Source organism: Treponema sp. B152 (genome assembly GCF_024181665.1).
GTDB classification, from domain to species: domain Bacteria; phylum Spirochaetota; class Spirochaetia; order Treponematales; family Treponemataceae; genus Treponema_B; species Treponema_B denticola.
The window spans coordinates 673,048-691,618 of the sequence record NZ_CP058668.1 but is presented as its reverse complement, the minus strand read 5'-3'; the positions used below and the strand labels follow the sequence as shown (position 1 = coordinate 691,618).

At 38.9% G+C, this 18,571-nt stretch carries 10 protein-coding genes; 3 read left to right on the top strand and 7 right to left on the bottom strand.

Annotated features, from left to right (window positions below; genetic code table 11):
• Nucleotides 1-3 precede the first annotated feature (3 nt).
• Both HYB91_RS03050 and HYB91_RS03045 read right to left on the bottom strand, forming a co-directional pair.
• Complete coding sequence (locus HYB91_RS03050; protein WP_371922093.1) at nucleotides 4-4,605, bottom strand: SpoIIE family protein phosphatase; 4,602 nt, start codon at nucleotides 4,603-4,605, stop codon at nucleotides 4-6.
• Nucleotides 4,602-7,532: a hypothetical protein gene (locus HYB91_RS03045; protein WP_002675572.1), complete on the bottom strand. Its 2,931-nt coding sequence runs from the start codon at nucleotides 7,530-7,532 to the stop codon at nucleotides 4,602-4,604. The genes HYB91_RS03050 and HYB91_RS03045 overlap by 4 nt, the downstream gene beginning before the upstream one ends.
• 147 nt (nucleotides 7,533-7,679) lie before the next feature.
• Between HYB91_RS03045 and HYB91_RS03040 the strand changes: the two genes are divergently transcribed.
• On the top strand, nucleotides 7,680-8,969 hold the full coding sequence (locus tag HYB91_RS03040) for a UPF0164 family protein (RefSeq protein WP_002675573.1): 1,290 nt from the start codon (nucleotides 7,680-7,682) through the stop codon (nucleotides 8,967-8,969).
• Nucleotides 8,970-8,977: 8 nt separating this feature from the next.
• Here the strand turns inward: HYB91_RS03040 and HYB91_RS03035 are convergent, their stop codons facing one another.
• The 5 genes from HYB91_RS03035 to HYB91_RS03015 all read right to left on the bottom strand — a co-directional run bounded on the left by HYB91_RS03035 (nucleotide 8,978) and on the right by HYB91_RS03015 (nucleotide 15,735).
• Nucleotides 8,978-11,089: a DNA topoisomerase IV subunit A gene (locus HYB91_RS03035; RefSeq protein ID WP_002675574.1), complete on the bottom strand. Its 2,112-nt coding sequence runs from the start codon at nucleotides 11,087-11,089 to the stop codon at nucleotides 8,978-8,980.
• Between the two features lie 133 nt (nucleotides 11,090-11,222).
• Nucleotides 11,223-12,518: a glycine reductase complex selenoprotein B gene (grdB, locus tag HYB91_RS03030; RefSeq protein WP_010957155.1), complete on the bottom strand. Its 1,296-nt coding sequence runs from the start codon at nucleotides 12,516-12,518 to the stop codon at nucleotides 11,223-11,225.
• A gap of 11 nt (nucleotides 12,519-12,529) precedes the next feature.
• Nucleotides 12,530-13,819, bottom strand: coding sequence for a glycine/sarcosine/betaine reductase component B subunit (locus tag HYB91_RS03025; RefSeq protein ID WP_253719628.1), 1,290 nt, complete (start codon nucleotides 13,817-13,819; stop codon nucleotides 12,530-12,532).
• A 117-nt stretch (nucleotides 13,820-13,936) separates the two neighbouring features.
• Complete coding sequence (locus HYB91_RS03020) at nucleotides 13,937-14,554, bottom strand: epoxyqueuosine reductase QueH (protein ID WP_253719627.1); 618 nt, start codon at nucleotides 14,552-14,554, stop codon at nucleotides 13,937-13,939.
• Entirely contained in the window at nucleotides 14,551-15,735 is a 1,185-nt protein-coding gene (locus HYB91_RS03015; protein ID WP_253719626.1) for a DHH family phosphoesterase, read from the bottom strand. The genes HYB91_RS03020 and HYB91_RS03015 overlap by 4 nt, the downstream gene beginning before the upstream one ends.
• 163 nt (nucleotides 15,736-15,898) lie before the next feature.
• On the opposite strand from HYB91_RS03015, the gene HYB91_RS03010 reads away from it, so the two are divergent.
• Together HYB91_RS03010 and clpA are read left to right on the top strand one after the other, a co-directional pair.
• On the top strand, nucleotides 15,899-16,204 hold the full coding sequence (locus tag HYB91_RS03010) for an ATP-dependent Clp protease adaptor ClpS (RefSeq protein ID WP_002674581.1): 306 nt from the start codon (nucleotides 15,899-15,901) through the stop codon (nucleotides 16,202-16,204).
• Nucleotides 16,201-18,558 carry an ATP-dependent Clp protease ATP-binding subunit ClpA gene (clpA, locus tag HYB91_RS03005; protein WP_253719625.1) on the top strand — a complete coding sequence of 786 codons (2,358 nt, stop codon included), beginning with the start codon at nucleotides 16,201-16,203 and terminating at the stop codon, nucleotides 18,556-18,558. Before HYB91_RS03010 ends, clpA begins: the two co-directional genes overlap by 4 nt.
• The last annotated feature ends 13 nt before the right edge of the window (nucleotides 18,559-18,571 follow it).

Here is an 18,571-nt window from a genome sequence, read left to right as displayed (position 1 = left end):
GTCTTATTTCTTCTTAATTCCCAAAATAGTTAAATCGTCATATTGCTGATCTTCACGTACATTTGTATAATAAAGATACTCGTTATAACTTGTGTTGGGCACACGGTTTCCGCAATAAGTTTGATATTGCCTAAAATGTTTATTTAAAAATAAATCTATTTTTTTATCTACCTGAACCATATCTCTTTCGGTTGCTTTAGGATCCTGATACATTCGGAATATTTTTTCGACTGAAACAAGGCCTATAACCGCATCCTCAATTGTTCCCTCAAGGTTTGTAAAATCAAAATCGAATTGTTCATTTTCAATCGGGTTATGCCATTTTTTTAAGCTAAAAGAACTTCGGGCAAAGATACTTTCGATAATCTTGCATACGCGGGGCTTACCCAACTCTTCTCCATCCTGACCGACACTATGAGTTTCATGTTCGGCATCTTTTTCAAGTCCGGGTTCTTCACATAAAATAGGCTCCAGTTTGGAATTCCTAAACAAGCGTTTGGCTTCTTCAATACCGTCAGTGTAGAGGAACAGAACATCTCCGGAATTTAACTTAACGGTTTCAACCTTAAACCCGCCTTTCATATCTATCATAAAAGTCGGGAAAACTCCTGCTGCAGAAACTTCGGTCAAGATAACTTCTTTCATTTTTTTTAAGGCGGCATCATAAATATTGATAACATTATCACCTGCATTACAAAAATGAACATTACCGCTTATCGAATCCATAATACAAAGGGTAAAGGCTGCAAAACGGCCCTTAAAACCTCTGGATTCCAGTAGATCGTTTATTCGTGATACAACCTGATCTATTTTTAGTCCCTGTTTTTTATAGCTCCAGTCTCTAAAATAGTCTAAGAAAAGAGTTGCGACCTCGACCATTATAAGAGCGGCAGGAACTCCCTTACCTGCAACATCGCACTTTATAATTGCATAGTATCTATCGTCCAATTTTATATAATCAAAATAGTCTCCCGATACACCGCGGGCACCTTCATAATAACCGAAGAATTCTACATTATCGTCTACAGTCTTTCCTGACGTAAGTTTTCTTCCTGCTTCATCTAAATCGAGGGGTAAAAACATTTTTTGAATTTCTTTACCCATTGTCAAATCCTTTGAAGCAGCAGCAGCCTCAACAAGACCGTTTGTCATTTCATTTATGGTTGTTCCTAAAACACCTATCTCATCCTTTGTTCTAAGCTTAACATCCTTACCTGCAAGGAGCTCCTTATCTTCGGTAGCGGCAATCATTGCAACATGTCTCACAAGTTTTTTTATAGGAGCCGTAATAATCGAAGACAAAATATAAGCACCGACTAAACCTGCTGAAAGAGCACCCAATGAAATTAATAATATAACTTTACGCAGTGCTGTTGTTGCTTCATCAATTTGTTCAATCAAACTCTGTGTAGAAACCTGAATATAAACCATACCTTGAACAAAATTAGATTGCCCTCCTGTCTGTCTGTAAAGAATGGGCTTATAAAAGAGATAGCTTGTAATATCCCTTGAAAGTTTTTTTGAATTAAATTCGGGATAAGAACCGGATCCCTTTATACTCAATCCGTTAAGTTCGGAACTAAGTTTTGTTTCCATTTGATTAATAGCCGACTGAATTTCGTTTCTGCGTTCTACCGATTTCAAATCGGTATTCAAAGCAATTAACATGGTCATATCTGTCAAAGATTGGATTTCATCTGAAATTTCGCCTACACTATCTCTTGCTTCCTTATCAATTTCATCAAGTTTTTTATACACATTTTCCAATTGGGGCAATAACAACTCGGATTTGCCTACAACAAAATCGGGAGTATCTATTTTAGAAAGAATATCTTCATCATTGGAAGCCCAAACAAAATTATAACCTACTTTTTTATTATCAATGTGAACACCGGTTATCGTTGCAAAACTTGCTTCTTTAAGCGCAGAGACTTGAGAAGGTAAAAAGCCCAGCTCCAATACATTTTTTGAAGGAAGATAAGCTTTAGCACCGGAACTCAAACTTTCAAGCAAAACCTGAGTATTTGAAGCCAAACCTTCTGCCAATAATCTTTCCTGTGTTTCCGAAAATCGAAAACCCAAGGGAAGAGCCAAGGTTAAAATAACCGATATTATCAAAGTCATTGTAAACATCATAAACTTTAACCTTAATCCGCCGCCTCTAACTTTTAATGCAGACAGTTTTTTTTCTTTTCCAAATGACATAGCACCTCCTCGCAATAAAACAGTTACCTCATACTTTATTTTTATAGCTTCTTTTACGGAATAAATAACTCCCGTTATTGAAAGAGTCATAATAAGTAAAATAAATATTGTAAAACAAATAATTAAAAAATAATCCGAAAAATCGGAATCCATAGCCGAAAGAAGCCAATTATATTTATAGACCTTTCCATAATCACCCAGCTTAATATTTCCTATATCATCAAAAGATATGGTTTTTTGGGCAAAGTAAACTCCTCGTCCTGAGTGCATTAATCCCACATAGTATTTTCCGGGATCCAGATAATTTATTTTTATATTCGATATAAGTTTATCACTAAGAACAGAAAAATCTTTTTTTTCTATAGTTAGATCATAAGGAGGAAGTCCGTCAGCATCAACATAGATCGAAGTTACTTCGCCTCCGGCAGCAAAGCCCTTACCTACCAGAGAAAGAGAGATAGATCCATCCAGCGCTTGCATTGCATTTATATCTGCAACATAAGTATACGGAATATATTTATTTAAAGCAAAATACTTTACTGCCGGAGCACCGATATTTCCAAAAGCGTCTACGGCAGAAACGGTTAAAGCATAAAGACCGTTTTCATAATTTTTAAATTCTCTTTTATTTGAAACGGAACTTATTTTTGATGTATTTAATTCAACATCTAAATTATCGGACAAAACTTTTTGCACGACATCATCATCTATAAAGGCAGACCCTGCCGTTTTTAGGTATGAAAGAAATTTATCTACTGTACCTAAATATGAAAGATTCCATATATAACCGTTTATAGCCGTTTCAGGTTTTCCGTTTATATCCAAATCGGGTGGATTCCATTTAATATCAAACGTATTCGATTTTACAAAACCTTTTTTATCTAAGGCCAATAAATCAAATATAGGAGCTGCGGGAGGAACTATATCTCTCTCATAAGAAATCGTAGTCACCTCCGACCAGTTTCCGGCATAATCGCAAACTCTAACACCCAAATACCACAAGCCGTCTTCTTCAGGCTCATACACCAAAACGGTTTCGTCTTTTAATTTTTTAATCACAGGGGCTACAGATTCGGGAGGAACATCCTTTGACCATTCATACGAATAACCGGCTATACCTGATGAGTCATTGGGAAATTTAATCTTCATTGTAATTTTTTGTCTTCCCTCTGAAGTCTTTGAATCAAAATTCAAAGGCTGAAGCTGAGCTTTTGCTACCTCATGGTCAGGTTCGATATGCATTATTTTTGCCGCGCGTACTCCTTCCTGCCAAACTATATGAAGATTACCGTCTACAAAAAAAGGATTTACAAAAAGCAAGGAGCCGGTAATGGATGCAACAGAGTCTGTTTTCCAAATTGAATCTTCTTTTCTTGCAATTAAAATAGATGATTTACCATCATAAGTTTCTGACCAAGTAATAAGAGGCTTATTATTATAAGCTATAATCCTGGGGCTAAACATCGTTCCATTTCCGGACGGCAGTATTTCAATTGGAGAAGCAAGTTTTCCTTTGCTATCTAAAACGGCATAGGCAGGAGAATTCTTTTCGCTGCGGTAAGATGATTGCTCCCAAACAATGAAAATAGATTTTTCCGAATTAATATATAAGAGATTAGGTCTTTGATTATTAAAATCAAAATTATCCGTTATCCTTACAGGTTCCGACCAGGAGGAACATCCATCGGAGGAAAACGAAGAAAAAAGCTGATAAGTACGTCTATCTCCGCTTTTATCCAAGGCTTGAAAAACCAAGACATCGTTTTTTGATGAAGCCGTATGCGCCGGAAGAAAAATTCTATCCATTTTTTTTGCAAAGTTAAACTCCGAAAAAGCCGGCCAATTAAGGCCGTCTTCAGATGAAGAATAGAATATAGAAAACTTTTCATCTGCACCGTGAGAAACAAACATAAGATACTTGCCGTTTGAAGCAACTGATAGTTGAGGAGAAAGCAAATCGTATATTTCTGTGACAATATTTTTAACCGTATATGTTTTACCGTAATCGGTACTTTTTAAAATCGTAATAGTATTACGGTTTTTTACCAATGCAATTAAAATACTGTCATCATTTCCAACTGCGATAGAAACAATTGACGGAATATCGGCCGTATAAGGAATAGGCGGAATGATTCTTTCATTTATTGTCCATTTGTTATTTACATATACGCCTGTTGAAATATATATCAATCCTTCAGTATCGGAGGACTTAACGACTTCTTCCCAGACAGATGCGGAGATATTTGCATTTGAAGCGGACTTTAAAAAGTATCCGTTTCGGCCGCTTATAACGGAAGGATTTTCCCAATAAAATTCTTTTGCCGATAAAAAACTTATAAAAAATAAGAACATTAAAAATATAATTAAGATTTTTTTCATATGTTTTTTCCCGTTAATCATAGTGATGCATCTATCCTCTTTTTTAATTCTCTAACCTTTGCAGATCTTTTTGCATTCGGACTTTGCATAAGCTGTTCAACCAATGCAGCTGCTATAACCTTATTTCCCTTTTGTAATTCGGAAACGGCTTGCTGATATTTTGCCTCATCGGCAGCAGAAAGTACAATAACTGCAGCACCTCCCATAGCCATTTGAATTGAGTCCTTTAATTGTATCGCATTATTATTTTGCGGATTAAGTTTAATAGCCGAATCCAATTGCTGCAAAGCAATCGGGAATGAAGCTCTATCACCGGCTGTATATATTGCCTGAGCCGACTTAGTAAGATTAGCAGACTCGGCGATTGCTTTAAGATTGGGAGGAGGCTGTTTAAGCCCTAAGTAAATTTCAATTTCATCTTTTAAGGCTGCAAGTCCCGAAAAGTTTTTATCTATGCTATACAAATCCAATAATTCGCTATACGATTTTTGAGAATTACGCTTGTACTCGGCTCTTATAGTTTGAACTTTCCGCTTGAATTGCTCGTTAAAGTTTGCAGGATCTATCAGCTTATCGATTTTTAAATTTAATTGTCCTGCAATCTCGTTATACGGAAATATCAATAATACCTGCCGTATATTATCTTTAGCTTGATTTAAATTATTTAAGGCAGCACTCCTCTGCCCGACCTTTATTTTTTTCTCTGCTTCCAAATAAAGTTGATTGGCATTATTTAAAAGCTGTATCATTTGCGGATATAGGGGAGCCGAAGGCGGAATGGATCTTCCTGTTTTTAAAGTTCCTGCGGTATTTACAATTGCCAGCCAGTTTTCAACCTCTTCGTTCGGTTCAATATTGGTTACAGCCCAGCGGCTGCGTGCCGTATTCAAAGTTTCTTCAGCTTTTATAAACTCGGTATTAAAGTACTCTTTTTTTGCCTTTTCCAAATATGCACGGACATCCTTAACAACTACGGCGTTTTCCGTATCATTAATTTCTTTACCAAGATCTCCGAGTCTTTTATCCGTAAGGCTTCTGTATTCTGCATCTTCTTCAAGCAATAAGGCATCATTCGTTCTTGTTCGCGAAAGTTCTATGCTTCGCCTTGCTGCAGAAAAATTACCGGATGCTAAATTTCTCTTTGCTTCTTCAAACCTTAAGTCGGCTTCATTTTTTGCTAACCGTATTTTTAAAATAGCAGATTCCGTCAATGCCAAATCAGAGTCTATACTAGCGGAAAAATCTTTAAGAGCTGCAATTGTTTTTTCAATACCGTTTTTATTTTCTGCAAAAACCTTACTCGATTCGGATACCGAAAGATCGGTATTTTTAATAAAATTATTCAAAATACGCAGATCTAATTTTACAATCTCTTTTAAGCTTAAAAGTTCTTGTCTGGTTTCTGCCGGAGAGATCTTATCGGTCTTTTGTTTATTATTCGTAAAGCTGTCATATCTTTGTTTTGTCTCGGCAAAAGCCTCTTTACCTGACCTATTATTTATGATTGCAAGCCCCTCATAACATATAAGCCTGGCCTTATCCAAGTTACTTAACAATAAACTGTTTTTAGCTTCTAAAGCTTCCTGTTCTTTGGCGAGATCGTTTGCACTGTAGGGTATTAAAGATTCGGATAATTTTTTTACGGAAACCATCATAGATTCCAATTCTTGAATCTCAGCCTTTAAAGTTTTAATTTTAGGATTTTCAGAATTACGCAATTCATCGGAACTTCCGGTATAAGAAGATGAAATAGGCTGTATTTTTTCTCTTATAGCCAAAAACCGGCTGTAATATTTTTTTGTAGAATCCATGATTTTATTAAGCTCGGCTAAAGAGTTCCTTTTTTTATCTTGAGAATCAACTGTCTTTCCAAATCTTGAACCGGAACGTGTATTAATAACGGAATAAATCTCCGTCAAGCTTTTTAAATGAAAATCAATTAGAGAGAGATTTTTATCGATAGATATATCGTTTTCAAAATCGAATGTATCGCAAGATTCAAACCATAGTTTTTTAATTTCCTGCCAATGACTATCGGCCAAAGAATAAAGCGGCTCATGCACTCCCGCTTCCATAGCTCCTTCAACGCCTTCATATCCTTTTGCCGAATCCCGTCCGATAGTTAAACGGTAAGCAAAGGGCAATATGCTTTCTTCGGTCTCAACATTTTTTTTCCTTTCATTTAAATAAACCTGTTTTAACGAAGCACCCGATCTTATTAATGAACCGGTAATATTTCTAAGCCGAGAAGAAGAATTCTTCAAAGCATTTAATTCGTTTTCAAGAGAGGATAAGGATGATGAAAAAATTTTATTCCTATATTTATTCACATCCGAAATAAATTCGGCATAAGCATCTTCGTATTTTTTTTCATCGGATTTAACCGAATCAAATTCTTTTTTCAAAATGCCGCTTATTTGAGCATTTTTATCTCCATTCATTGCCTCCCCGTCATACATTGAAAAACCTTGAATAAAGGTCTTGGCGGCATCATTATATTTCTTTTCTTCTATAAGTTTGATACCCTCACTCATCAAATCATTAAACTTTATACGGTAAATAGCATAGAATGAGGATATTTTTACCTTGTCTAAAAAAGCCCTAAGATCCGGATCCATATCGGATTCCAAAATTTCCATCTTGTTTATTATCGCAATTCTTTTTAAGTTATTGTTAGGATCTACTCTTAAAAGTTCTATAAGTTCATGGAAGGTTTTTTGAAATTCGGCCTGATTTTTCATTGTTTTTCTGGCCAGACTTATTCCGCTCTCCATAGATTCAGGCTTGTTTTCAATAACATTAATTATATCCTGTAAGGCTGCAGTATTTTTTGACTCTTCCAAAAGACTTCTAGCCGTTGCATAATCTTCTTCGGCAGACCCTTTTGAAAAGGCAGAAATAGAGAGAAAACATATAAAAAGACTTATAAAAAACCGTTTTTTATCCAACTTACCAAACCTTAATTCGATGCACTTAAAAAAGTCATCTATATAAAAAACTCCTATATCAATTTTCGGCTTTTTATACTTTTTTTTAATAAAAATCTCTAAAAACTACTTAAAAAAAAGCCGAAATTCATTTATAATAGTATAAATATGAAGAGAATTTTTCAAGCCGTTTGCATAAGTATTTTTCTCATTTTTTCAAAAACAGGCCTTTTTTGTGCAGATATTTCCAATTTTTACTCGGGAGTATCATCAATTTTTGATATATTTACACAAAGATTTGAAGGAGAAACAGCTTTTCGCTCCCTTTTAATTCCCTCAGGAGGCCGCTTTGAAGGTCTTGGGGGCACTTTTACGGCTCTTTCAAACGATATAAGTTTTTTCGATGCAAACCCTGCTGCGAGTGCCCTTTTAAAAGAAACCGAGCTAAATGTTCTGCATAACAGCTGGATAGCAGATTCCAAACTCGAAACGCTAGGCTATACCCAAAGGAAAAATCATCTGGGCTGGGGAACTTCATTAAGGTGCTTCTACATTCCCTTTACCGAATACGGCCCCTTGGGGCAAAAAAAAGCATCAGGCTATTACAGCGAAACTTTTTTAACCGCAAATATAGCCTATAATTTTTTTGCAGGATACGATTTTAAGGGTTTAACAGTAGGGGGAAGTATAAAAACCGGCATAAGATCCATGCCTCCATTTTCAGGGCAGGGAGAGGCGGCGGATCCGGACAACCCTACACCCCAATATAAAAATGCTTCACAACAAAACGGATATGCCGTTCTTGGCGATTTTGGAATTATGATAAGGGCCAATGTTACAAAAATCTTTTACAGTGATGAGCCTAATTTTTATTTCGGGCTTAGTTTAAAAAACTTCGGTCCCCCCATAAAAGGAGACATTCCTCCTTCATATATTTCTCTAGGCTTTGCATATAGGCCCGTAAATTTCTTTTTATTCGGAATAGATGTGAATCAGGGAATAAATATTGTAAACATAAAAAATTCCGGCCTGCCTTATGGCAGTTTAGGATTTATGTTTTCAATTACAAAATATTTTAATCTTCTAACAGGTTTAGGCATTAAGGGAGGAAATCCTCGATTTACCTTGGGTGGAGAAGTAAACCTCTCGGACGTTCAAATTTCCGCAAATTATACTCTGGATCTATCCAGCCAGGTTACAAATATCAGCCGCATCAGCATCGGAGTAAAACTTCTTTTAGGACAGGATAAAAGAGATGAAAAACTTAGCACCGTAAAAAAACTCTATGTTCAGGCCTTAAAAGAGTACAATAATAAAAACTACGAAAAAGCTATAGAACTTTGGAAAGAAATTTTAACGATAGACAAACGCTATGACCCTGCAATAGAAGGCATAGCCAGAGCCGAACAGCAGCTCCGGCTCTTAGAAGAAATCAAGAAAATCTTGTTCCTCGATTAAAAGCCTCCTTATTTATCGGATACTTTTTTCTTTCCTGTCTTTGAAGTCTTTTGAGCCCCGGAAGTCTTCTCGTTTTTGACGGTCTTGGACGTTTTTTCAGGCTTAGCCTTCTTTGCGGCTTCTTTTTTTTCCTTTGCAGGGCTTTCCTTTTTAACCGTCTTTTTTGTTTCGGCCTTTTTTTCTTGAGCCTTTTTAATCAATGATTTTTTTTCAGACAGTTCTTCGGCAGAAAGAACCTCTCGTACCGAAAGGCGTACGCCTTGGGCCTTTAAGCCCTTTTCGGCGAAGGAATCGGCCTTAAATTCTTCTTCTATCTTTTTTACTCTCGGTTTAGGTGCATAGTTCAGCTTAAAAGAAAATTTAAGCTTAGTACTTGCAAAAAGCACCTCGGTGTTGTCGGGAGCAAAAAGGTAATCCCTGTTTAGAATGTAGCCTTCTACCCTTGCCCTCTTTATATAGGCATACTTTGTCTTGGAGTCGCGGTAAATTACGGTAAAAAGCACCTTAGAAAGCTCTTCTTTTTCGGCAAAGCCGCAATACCACATTCCCGTATCGACAAAGACTCGGTCGGGCACATCCATTACGGTGTAGACTCCGCTCTTCCTCAAGACAAAGATGCGGTCATAGGGGCTGACCCGTAAAATCTCCTTTCCTGTGGTAACGGAGGTGCCGAGATAGCCCGTTTCTTCATCATAGCGGAGGGCTGTATCCCTTGTTACGGCCTCTTTTACGTCAACCTTTGTAAAGCCCGTAATCTCGGTCTTGCGCTTAAATTCCTCTGCCGGAAGCTTTGCCGCAATTCCGTCCAAAACCGAAATAGCATAGCCCTTTAAATTCTTTAAGAGCTTTGCAATTTCCTTTAAGCGGTTATTTATCTCCCTGACCTCTTCACGGTTTTTGTTTATATCGTAAAGAGATATGCGGCGGATGGGGATTTTAAGCAATTTATCGACATCATCTTCGGTTACATCGCGGATTAATTCCTTTTTAAAGGGAACAAAGCCCTTGATAACTGCATTGATTACGCCCTCTGCCGTCTTCATAGTTTCTATCTTTTTGTATATGCGTTCTTCGATAAAAATACGCTCAAGGGTGCGCATGTGCAGACGTTCGGTAAGCATAGCCCTTTCGTATTCGAGCTCGTCTTTTAAAATCTGCATCAGCTGCTTGGCATGATATTTTATTATATCGGTTACGGTAATTTGAACCGGAAGATTGTCCTTTATAACCAAAAGATTGCAGGGAATCGACTGCTCGCATTCGGTAAAAGCATAGAGGGCATCTACCACATCTGCCGAGTAAACCCCTCTGGGGAGCTTTAACTCAATCTCGACATTTTCGCCCGTATAGTCGCTTATTTCCGAAATCTTAACCTTTCCGGCCTTTGAAGCGGCCTCGATAGAGTTAATCATGCTTTCGGTGGTGCTTCCGAAGGGGAGCTCCCTTATTACTATCCTTTTTTCGTCGGAGGTGTCGAGCTTAGCCCTGACTAAGACTTTGCCTAAGCCGTCTTCATATTCAGAAACATCTATCAATCCTCCCGTAGGAAAGTCGGGGAAAAGAGCAAAGGATTTTCCGCTTAAAAAGGCTTTTTCGGCCTCAATTATTTCGAGGATATTATGAGGCAAAATCTTTGTGGACATACCTACGGCAATTCCCTCTGCCCCTATAGCGAGGATTACGGGAAGCTTGGCCCTAAAAACTAAGGGCTCCTTGTTTCTTCCGTCATACGAAACGGTATAATCGGTTATGTGGGGATTATAGAAGATGGTTTTTGCAAATTCGTTTACCCTGCACTCTATGTATCGAGGAGCGGAAGCTTCATCTCCGGTAAAAATGTTCCCGAAGTTTCCTTGGGTATCTATAAAAAGCTCTTTTGAAGCAAGAACCACGAGGGCGTTTCCTATGGAAGCATCTCCGTGGGGATGGTACTTCATACAGTGCCCGATAACGTTCGCTACCTTGTGAAATTTGCCGTCATCCATCTCAAAAAGAGAATGTAGAATTCTCCTTTGAACCGGCTTTAAACCGTCCTCAAGGTCGGGTATGGCCCTGTCGCGGATAACATAACTTGCATATTCCAAAAAATTCTTATTAAAAAGACTTTCAATATAATCCATCTTTTCCCTCGAAAAAAAGTATTTTAAGATGATACACTAAAAGCTGAAATTTGTCTACAAGAGCGGAAAAACCAGCCATAAAAAAAAGCCCCCTTGCCTTATAAGCTTGGGGGCTTTAGTTTAAAAAGCTAAATTAAAAAACGGTTTGCTCTGAAATAGGTGTTTCAAGAGCTTTTAATGCTTTTTCAACAAGTGATCGGCGGAGTTTTTTCTCATCTGCGTCGTTCATTTTAGGATCACCGAGCGGGTGAGGAATAGCTACAGCCGGAACAATTCTGTTAGCACCAACAGTCTTTGAGATAGGAACAACAGTTGCAATATGTACTACCGGGAGGAATCTCTCGATTTCTTTAACCATCGTTGCACCGCAACGAGTACATGTGCCTCACGTAGAGGTAAGAATTACAGCCTGCACTCCATCTTTTACAAGTTTTTGAACAATTTCTTCGGCAAATTTCTTTGCACGCTTTACAGCGGTACCGTTTCCTACCGTTGTATAGTACTTGTCATGAAGCTTTCCGATCTTTCCCTCTTTTTCGAGATCACGCAAAACATCTACCGGAAGAACTCGGTTGGGGTTTGCGTTACAATAGGTCGGGTCATATCCGCCGTGAGCTGTTTCGCTGTCTTTTGATGAAAGAGCGGCCATACCTGCGATTGAATATTCGCCGTAGTGTGAAGCGTTTGAAGCTTCAATGTGGTCGGGGTTACCCTTGGGTACAACACCGCCTGAGGTTACCAATGCAATCTTTGCCTTGGTGATATCCTTAACGGGAGGCTGAGGAGGTACTCTGTCGAATACGGGCATCGGATATTCGGTTACGAATGCTTCACCCTTAATCTTCTTGATGAGCATGTCAACAGCTCTCTTTGCACCTCTTTCTTCTGCAAAGTAGTTTTGGCGTACGCCTCTGGGTAAGAGACCTTCTTTTTCGGGGCAGCAAATTTGTTCGCCTTTTAAAAGTTTTTTAGCCAAAGCTCCGATAGCAGGAACAGCTTCTCTCATGCTTACAGCAGAGTTGCCTGTCTTGATTGTGTACATAAAGGCTTTGAATACATCATAACCGGGGTTTTCTTCATAGAGACCAGAAATAGCGGGGATTCCAAGCTCAAAGGCAACCTTTGCTGCGTTACCGCAAGCCATACCGTATCGTCCGGCGTTAAATCCGGGACCGGCGATAAGAAGGTCTGCTTTTGTATCTGTAAGAACTTTTTTGACGAATGCAACAGCTTCTTCTTCGTGCTCGTTAAAAAAGTTATCACCGCAGATAATGGTCTTGACGATCTTTCCTGCATCTCCTAAAGCACCTTGAATTCCGGTACCGGGACCTGCTGTTCCGTCAATAACCTCCGGTTTGTAGTCAGCCATGTCTTCTCCGCCCTTTCCGGCAAAGAACTGATTGATATAATGAACAATTACTTTACTCATAGCTTAACTCCTTATAGTCCTCTTGCGCTAAGATTCCAGAATCCGAGCTCGTTTGTAGCGCCGGTAATAACCTGAATTTCAGCTTCGATTGTTCCGTCGGCATGTAAACTTCCGTCCCAAGCACCTGCAATAACATTTGCCTGTTTTACATCTCCGATGATGGTCTTCATCGGGGGAAGTTTTACAACAGCGTTTGCGTTTCCGTTAGAAACTACAGCATTTCCTAAGGGGTTCGAGTCAGCAAGAGACTGACTTGCACCGTCTTGACCGGCATATTCGTCGGTTACGAGAACGGTCTTGATACCCATTTCTTCGATCTTGCGGCAGTTCATGATCAAGTCGGCATCGGGATTTCCGAAACCTTCTTTAGAAACGATAACTGCATCGCAGCCGAGCATCTGAGCCAACTTTGCTGAAAGGTTAGAAGATCTTTCCTTGTCTGCAAGAGTAACGTTTTCGTTTGTAACAATTACACCCATGAAGTTGATGTCTTTTCCGTGTCTCTTATAGAGTTCATGGATAATGGGGCTGTTCTGGTGAACATAGGTCGGGTTTTTATCGCATGCAGAAACGCAGTTACCGCTTACGATTGCACCGTCCATAACTTCTGTGGGGTACATCATGGTGGGAAGAATCTGCTTTACGTCGACACCGTAGTAGTAGGTATCATGTAAAAGTCCCTGACTCTGGAGCATGTAAACATAACCTACCTTGGGAAGGTTGGGATATTGTTTAGCCTGCTCTACGAAGGGAAGTGTTTCGTAGGTTTCTACAGAAGCGGGTTTTACGTTTTTAGCAGCTTCTCCGAGGTATCGGGCTGTTTTTAAGCCCATAAGGCGTAAGGCCTTTTCTTTAATAGCACGGGTAACATCGTCTTGGATTTTGCAATCAACAACGAGGTTTACGGTCTTTGAGAAAGGTGTATATTCGGCACCCGGACCGCTCATGTCGATGATACCTTCCTGGAAACCTACAACGGTTCCGGTTGTAACTACAGCAGCACCCTTCAATACGTGGGTTTTACCTGCTCCAACAACAGCCTCTTCGCCGGTAAAAAAACCGGGGAAGCAAACGCCGCTGCCTTCTACCTTGCATCGGGGTTCAAGAACATCTTTTACAGGGATAATTCGGGTATTGTCGCCGGGCTTTGCGATATGCAATTCAACACCGGTTACAAGCGGATCTTCCTTGATAAGAGCCTCAAGTTCAGCTTTGTTTACTTCAAGGCATGTTCCGTTAACGGCAGTTTTGTTTCCAAATTTCATGTCGTTAATGGGGATAATACCTAATTCAAGTTTCACTTTTGACCTCCTAATATTTATAGTCAATAGATTGATTACTTTGCTTTTATTATAACAGGAATTAAGTATATAGTCAATTCTAAAACTTGAATTTATGAATATAAAATGAGTAAAATTTTATCGCTTTGAGTATTTGCAGCCGCAGTAGTCCTGTCTGTAAAGACCGTATTTTTTACTTAAATTTATAGAATCAAGGTAGCCGTTCCTTTTTTTAAAATCGCTCGGCAGCCATTTGCAGCCTTCACTTTCAAGGGAAAGACCGATAGAATTAAGCTTTTCCGCGTTTTTTAAGGGACTCACCGAGAGGGTTGAGGTAAAAAAGTCAAAACCGTCCTTTTTAGCCCTTTCGGCAGTTTTTTTTAGCCGCAAAAGGTAACAACGCATACAGCGCTCTCCCCCTTCGGGACAATCTTCCAAACCTTGAGAAATCTCATCGAATTCTTGCGGGTCATAGGCCTCTTTGATTATTTCTATCTTGTGAGATGATAAATTTTCTTCATTGTATATGGAAATAAGATGTTTTTGTTCCTCGGCCCTTTTTGAGTACTCCTCAGAAGTATCGATATTGCTATTATAATAGAAAACAGTCAGCTTAAAAAAAGGAGCAAGCTTTAGTATAACGGAAGAGCTGCAAGGAGCACAGCAGGAATGAAGCAATAAGGTCTTGTCATTCGAACCTAAATTTTTTATCGTCTCCTGCATCAGTCTGTCATAGTTTATTTTTTGAGGCATCATTTCGGAATAAGGGTTTTAATTTTTTTAGAAATTTTTTCCACATATGCCGGAAGATCTTTGATTTCCGTTCTGGGGAACCTAAAACCTATGGCACCGGGATGGCCACCGCCGTCTTCAATACCGAATTCGCCTAAAATAGGTCTTACATCAATCCCCTTTACATCTCCGGAAGCCCTTATTCTAAGCTGAATTTTATCGGAGATTTCCACAGGATCAAAATATGCCGAGATACCCACTCCATGAACTTTTTCGGCTATATTATCTGTAGCACGTTTTATAACTCCCAAAAACTGATTATAATCAATCCCCGAACTTAAAGCATCGGACTGTTTTTCATCTAAGATTATAACACCGACGCGTCCATCATAAGAAGCGTTTTTCATTACCGATTCATAAATTCTTGCATCTTCATCTGAAAGTTTTTCCATTACATCCACAATTTCGTTTACGGAACTTATGTTTTGAGAACCTTCATTAAATTTTTCATGAAGAATAGAATTGAACTTTTTTGAAAAATAATCATAAAAAGCCTTATCACGCCGCTTAAAAAGATAGTTTCCCATCTTTGCATCTCCAATCATGCCTGTGAGCATAGCAAGAACTATGTTGCGTGAATATAACTCATGTATACCGTATTTTTTAAGAATCTCAGGGCGTTTTTCAAGCTTTAAGCACATTTGCCCTATTATCTCGCAAGTGCTTGAAGCCCTCAAGGTAAGTCTATAATCCTCATCCCCCGAATAATCCGCATCTGCGGCAAAGTGATGATCTATCTCAACCTTAGGAAGCGTTTTATCCTTTAAAAAAACTTCAATAGCATCATTTGAGGCTATCATATCAGGCTTGGGGGTATCCAAAATAACGACAACATCGGGATTTATGACCTCAGTCACATCATTAACAAACAAAGAGATAAAATTGTACCTGCAAATATCCGCAAAAAAAGAAAGATTATCGGGAACATTATCTTCTAAAAAAATATTTACGGTTTTCCCGAATTTACGCAACAATAAGCCGAAAGCAACAACCGAGGAGAAACAATCCTCATCGGCGTGCTTATGCCCTAAAAGCAAAAATGATGATTTTTCATATATAAGTTCAAAAATCCTTTCCATTACCGCATTTTTTCTGCCGATACTGATAGGTTTTATTTTTTTTGTTTCAGAATTACTAGAGCTCATCGCATTATAGTATAGCACATTACGTCAAAATATCAAGTTTCTTTTTCCTTTTTTTACAAATATATCAAATTTTTCATCAAAATTCTTGCCTTTATCAAAGAATATTATTAAAAAAAATAAGAATTTGCTTGTAAAATACGGATTTTTACAGTACTTTATATGTATGGAACTAAAAAAGCAAGCCCAAAAGGGGACTATTTTATCTGAAAAATTTATAGAACCGGAAAATTATAGGGTCATTCTTCTTAACGATGACTTTACCCCAATGGATTTTGTTGTGGCCGTCCTTATTTCCATATTTAATAAGTCACAGGAAGAGGCCGAAACTTTGATGTTTAAGGTTCATAAAACCGGACAAGCCTCCGTCGGTATCTATGTATATGACATAGCAACAACAAAATGCTTTCAAGTATTAACAGCGGCAAAAAATAATAATTTTCCGCTGCAATGCAAGGTTGAAAAAGTATGAATTTTACGGTAACTATAACGGTAAGACGCATTTTTCAAGATGCGGTTGAAGACGCTAAAAAAAGAAATCACGAGTTTGTTACTCCGGAACACCTCTTGTGGGCTATTATGTTCAATCCTAAGGCCTTGGAGCTTTTTACCCTTTCAGGTTCGGATCTGGGCTACATCCACGATAACCTAAACACCTACCTTGAAAATAAGATTCCGGTAAGGACACAAAACAATCAGACAGAACCGATTCAAACAGTAGGCCTGCAAAATGTTTTTGAAAGAGCGATTTTAAACTGCAATGCTGCCGAAAAGCCTGTTATCGGGATTAACGACATAATAGTAAGCCTTATGGATGAAGAAAAAAATCATTGTTCTTTTTTTATGAAGCAAAGCGGAATAGACCGCCTAAGGCTCCTCCAACTGGTCAGCAACCCTGACTTCTATGATGACGGCAAAAATAAAAGTGCCTATGAAGAAGCCGAAGATGTTCGAGAAGCTCAAGGCTTAAAAAAAGATTCTGCCCGCCATAGTGCCGAAGAAAAAAACACGGATAAAAATAAGGCACAAAAAACTTATCTTGAAAGGTTTACGGTAAATTTAACCGAAAAAGCCCGCAATGGCCGGCTTTCTCCCATCATCGGAAGGGAAGAAGAAATAGAAAGAACTATTCAGATTTTATGCCGCAAACAAAAAAACAATCCCATTCACGTAGGAGGAGCCGGAGTCGGAAAAACGGCCATCACCGAGGGGCTTGCACAAAGAATTACCGCAAATAAGGTTCCCTGTTTTTTAAAAAACGCAAATATCTACAGCTTAAGCCTATCGGATCTGCTGGCCGGAGCAAAATTTAGAGGCGACTTTGAAGAAAGGCTTAAACGGATTGTATCCGAAATTTCAAAAGAAAAAAATGCTATTCTTTTTATAGATGAAATCCACACCATTGTAAATGCAAACTCAGGCGGAGGCGGAATTGAAGCACCTGATCTTTTAAAACCGATTTTGGCGAATGGAAAGATTCGCTGTATCGGAGCTACAACCTTTGAAGAATACAATAAGTATTTTACAAAGGATGCAGCCCTTGCAAGGCGTTTTCAAAAAATAGATATTGAAGAGCCGAATGAAGAAGAAGCCCTTAAAATCCTAAAAGGTCTTCGAGAAAGCTACGAAAATTTTCATAAGGTTCACTACAGCGATGAGGTTTTGGAGTCGGCAGTCCATCTTTCGGCCATTCATATCAGGGACAGGTTTTTACCCGACAAGGCCATAGACCTTATAGACGAGGCCGGAGCCCTGATTAAGATAAGAGCCGATAAAGAAAAGAACGAAAATGAAGCTGATGAAAAAGACCTTGAAGAAAGAGCTTTGCCGGAGGTAAGCCTTTCCGACATAGATAAGATAGTTGCAAAAACGGCCAAGATTCCGGAACAAAGGGTTTCGGTAAACGAGACGGAAAAACTGCGGCACTTTGAAGAAATTCTTTCAAAAAAAATCTTCGGGCAAGATACCGCCATCGAGGGCGTTACCAAGGCAGTAAAACGTTCCCGAGCCGGTTTCCGCTCTAAGGATAAGCCGGTTGCAAACTTTTTGTTTGTCGGCCCCACGGGCGTAGGCAAAACCGAGCTTGCTAAGACCCTTGCAGAAGAGCTGGGTATTCCCCTCCTCCGCTTCGATATGAGCGAATATCAGGAGAAGCACACGGTAAGCCGCCTCATAGGTTCTCCCCCCGGTTATGTAGGTTTTGAAGAGGGTGGACTTTTAACCTCTGCCGTGCAAAAAAGCCCTAATGCGGTTCTTCTATTGGACGAGATAGAAAAGGCTCATGCCGACATCTATAATATTCTCTTACAGATTATGGACTATGCTACCCTTACCGATAATCAGGGCAGAAAGGCAGCCTTTAACAATATAATTCTTATTATGACAAGCAATGCAGGCTCTTCCAATATAGGAAAGCCCTTAATCGGTTTCGGAGGAGAGCGTATTTCGGAATCGGCTGTCGATGAGGCTGTTGAAAAGACCTTTACGCCCGAATTCAGAAACCGCCTTGATGCAATCATAAAATTCGGCCCCCTTACGATGCAGGTTATGAGCCTCATCATCAAAAAGGAAGTAGAAAAAATACGCTCCCAGCTTGCCGAAAAAGAAATTTCCCTTGAGCTTGAAGAAGATGTTATTCCTCTTTTAGCCGAAAAAGGATATTCGGAAGAATTCGGAGCCCGCAATGCGGCCCGCCTTGTCGAGGACGAATTTGTAACTCCCTTAACGGATATGATTCTTTTCGGGGAAACAAAGAAGGGAAGCTCAGTAAAATGCCGAATCGGAGACAAACTTAAAAAGCCCTATTTGGTGTTAAACATAAAATAAAAAGGTGCGGCCT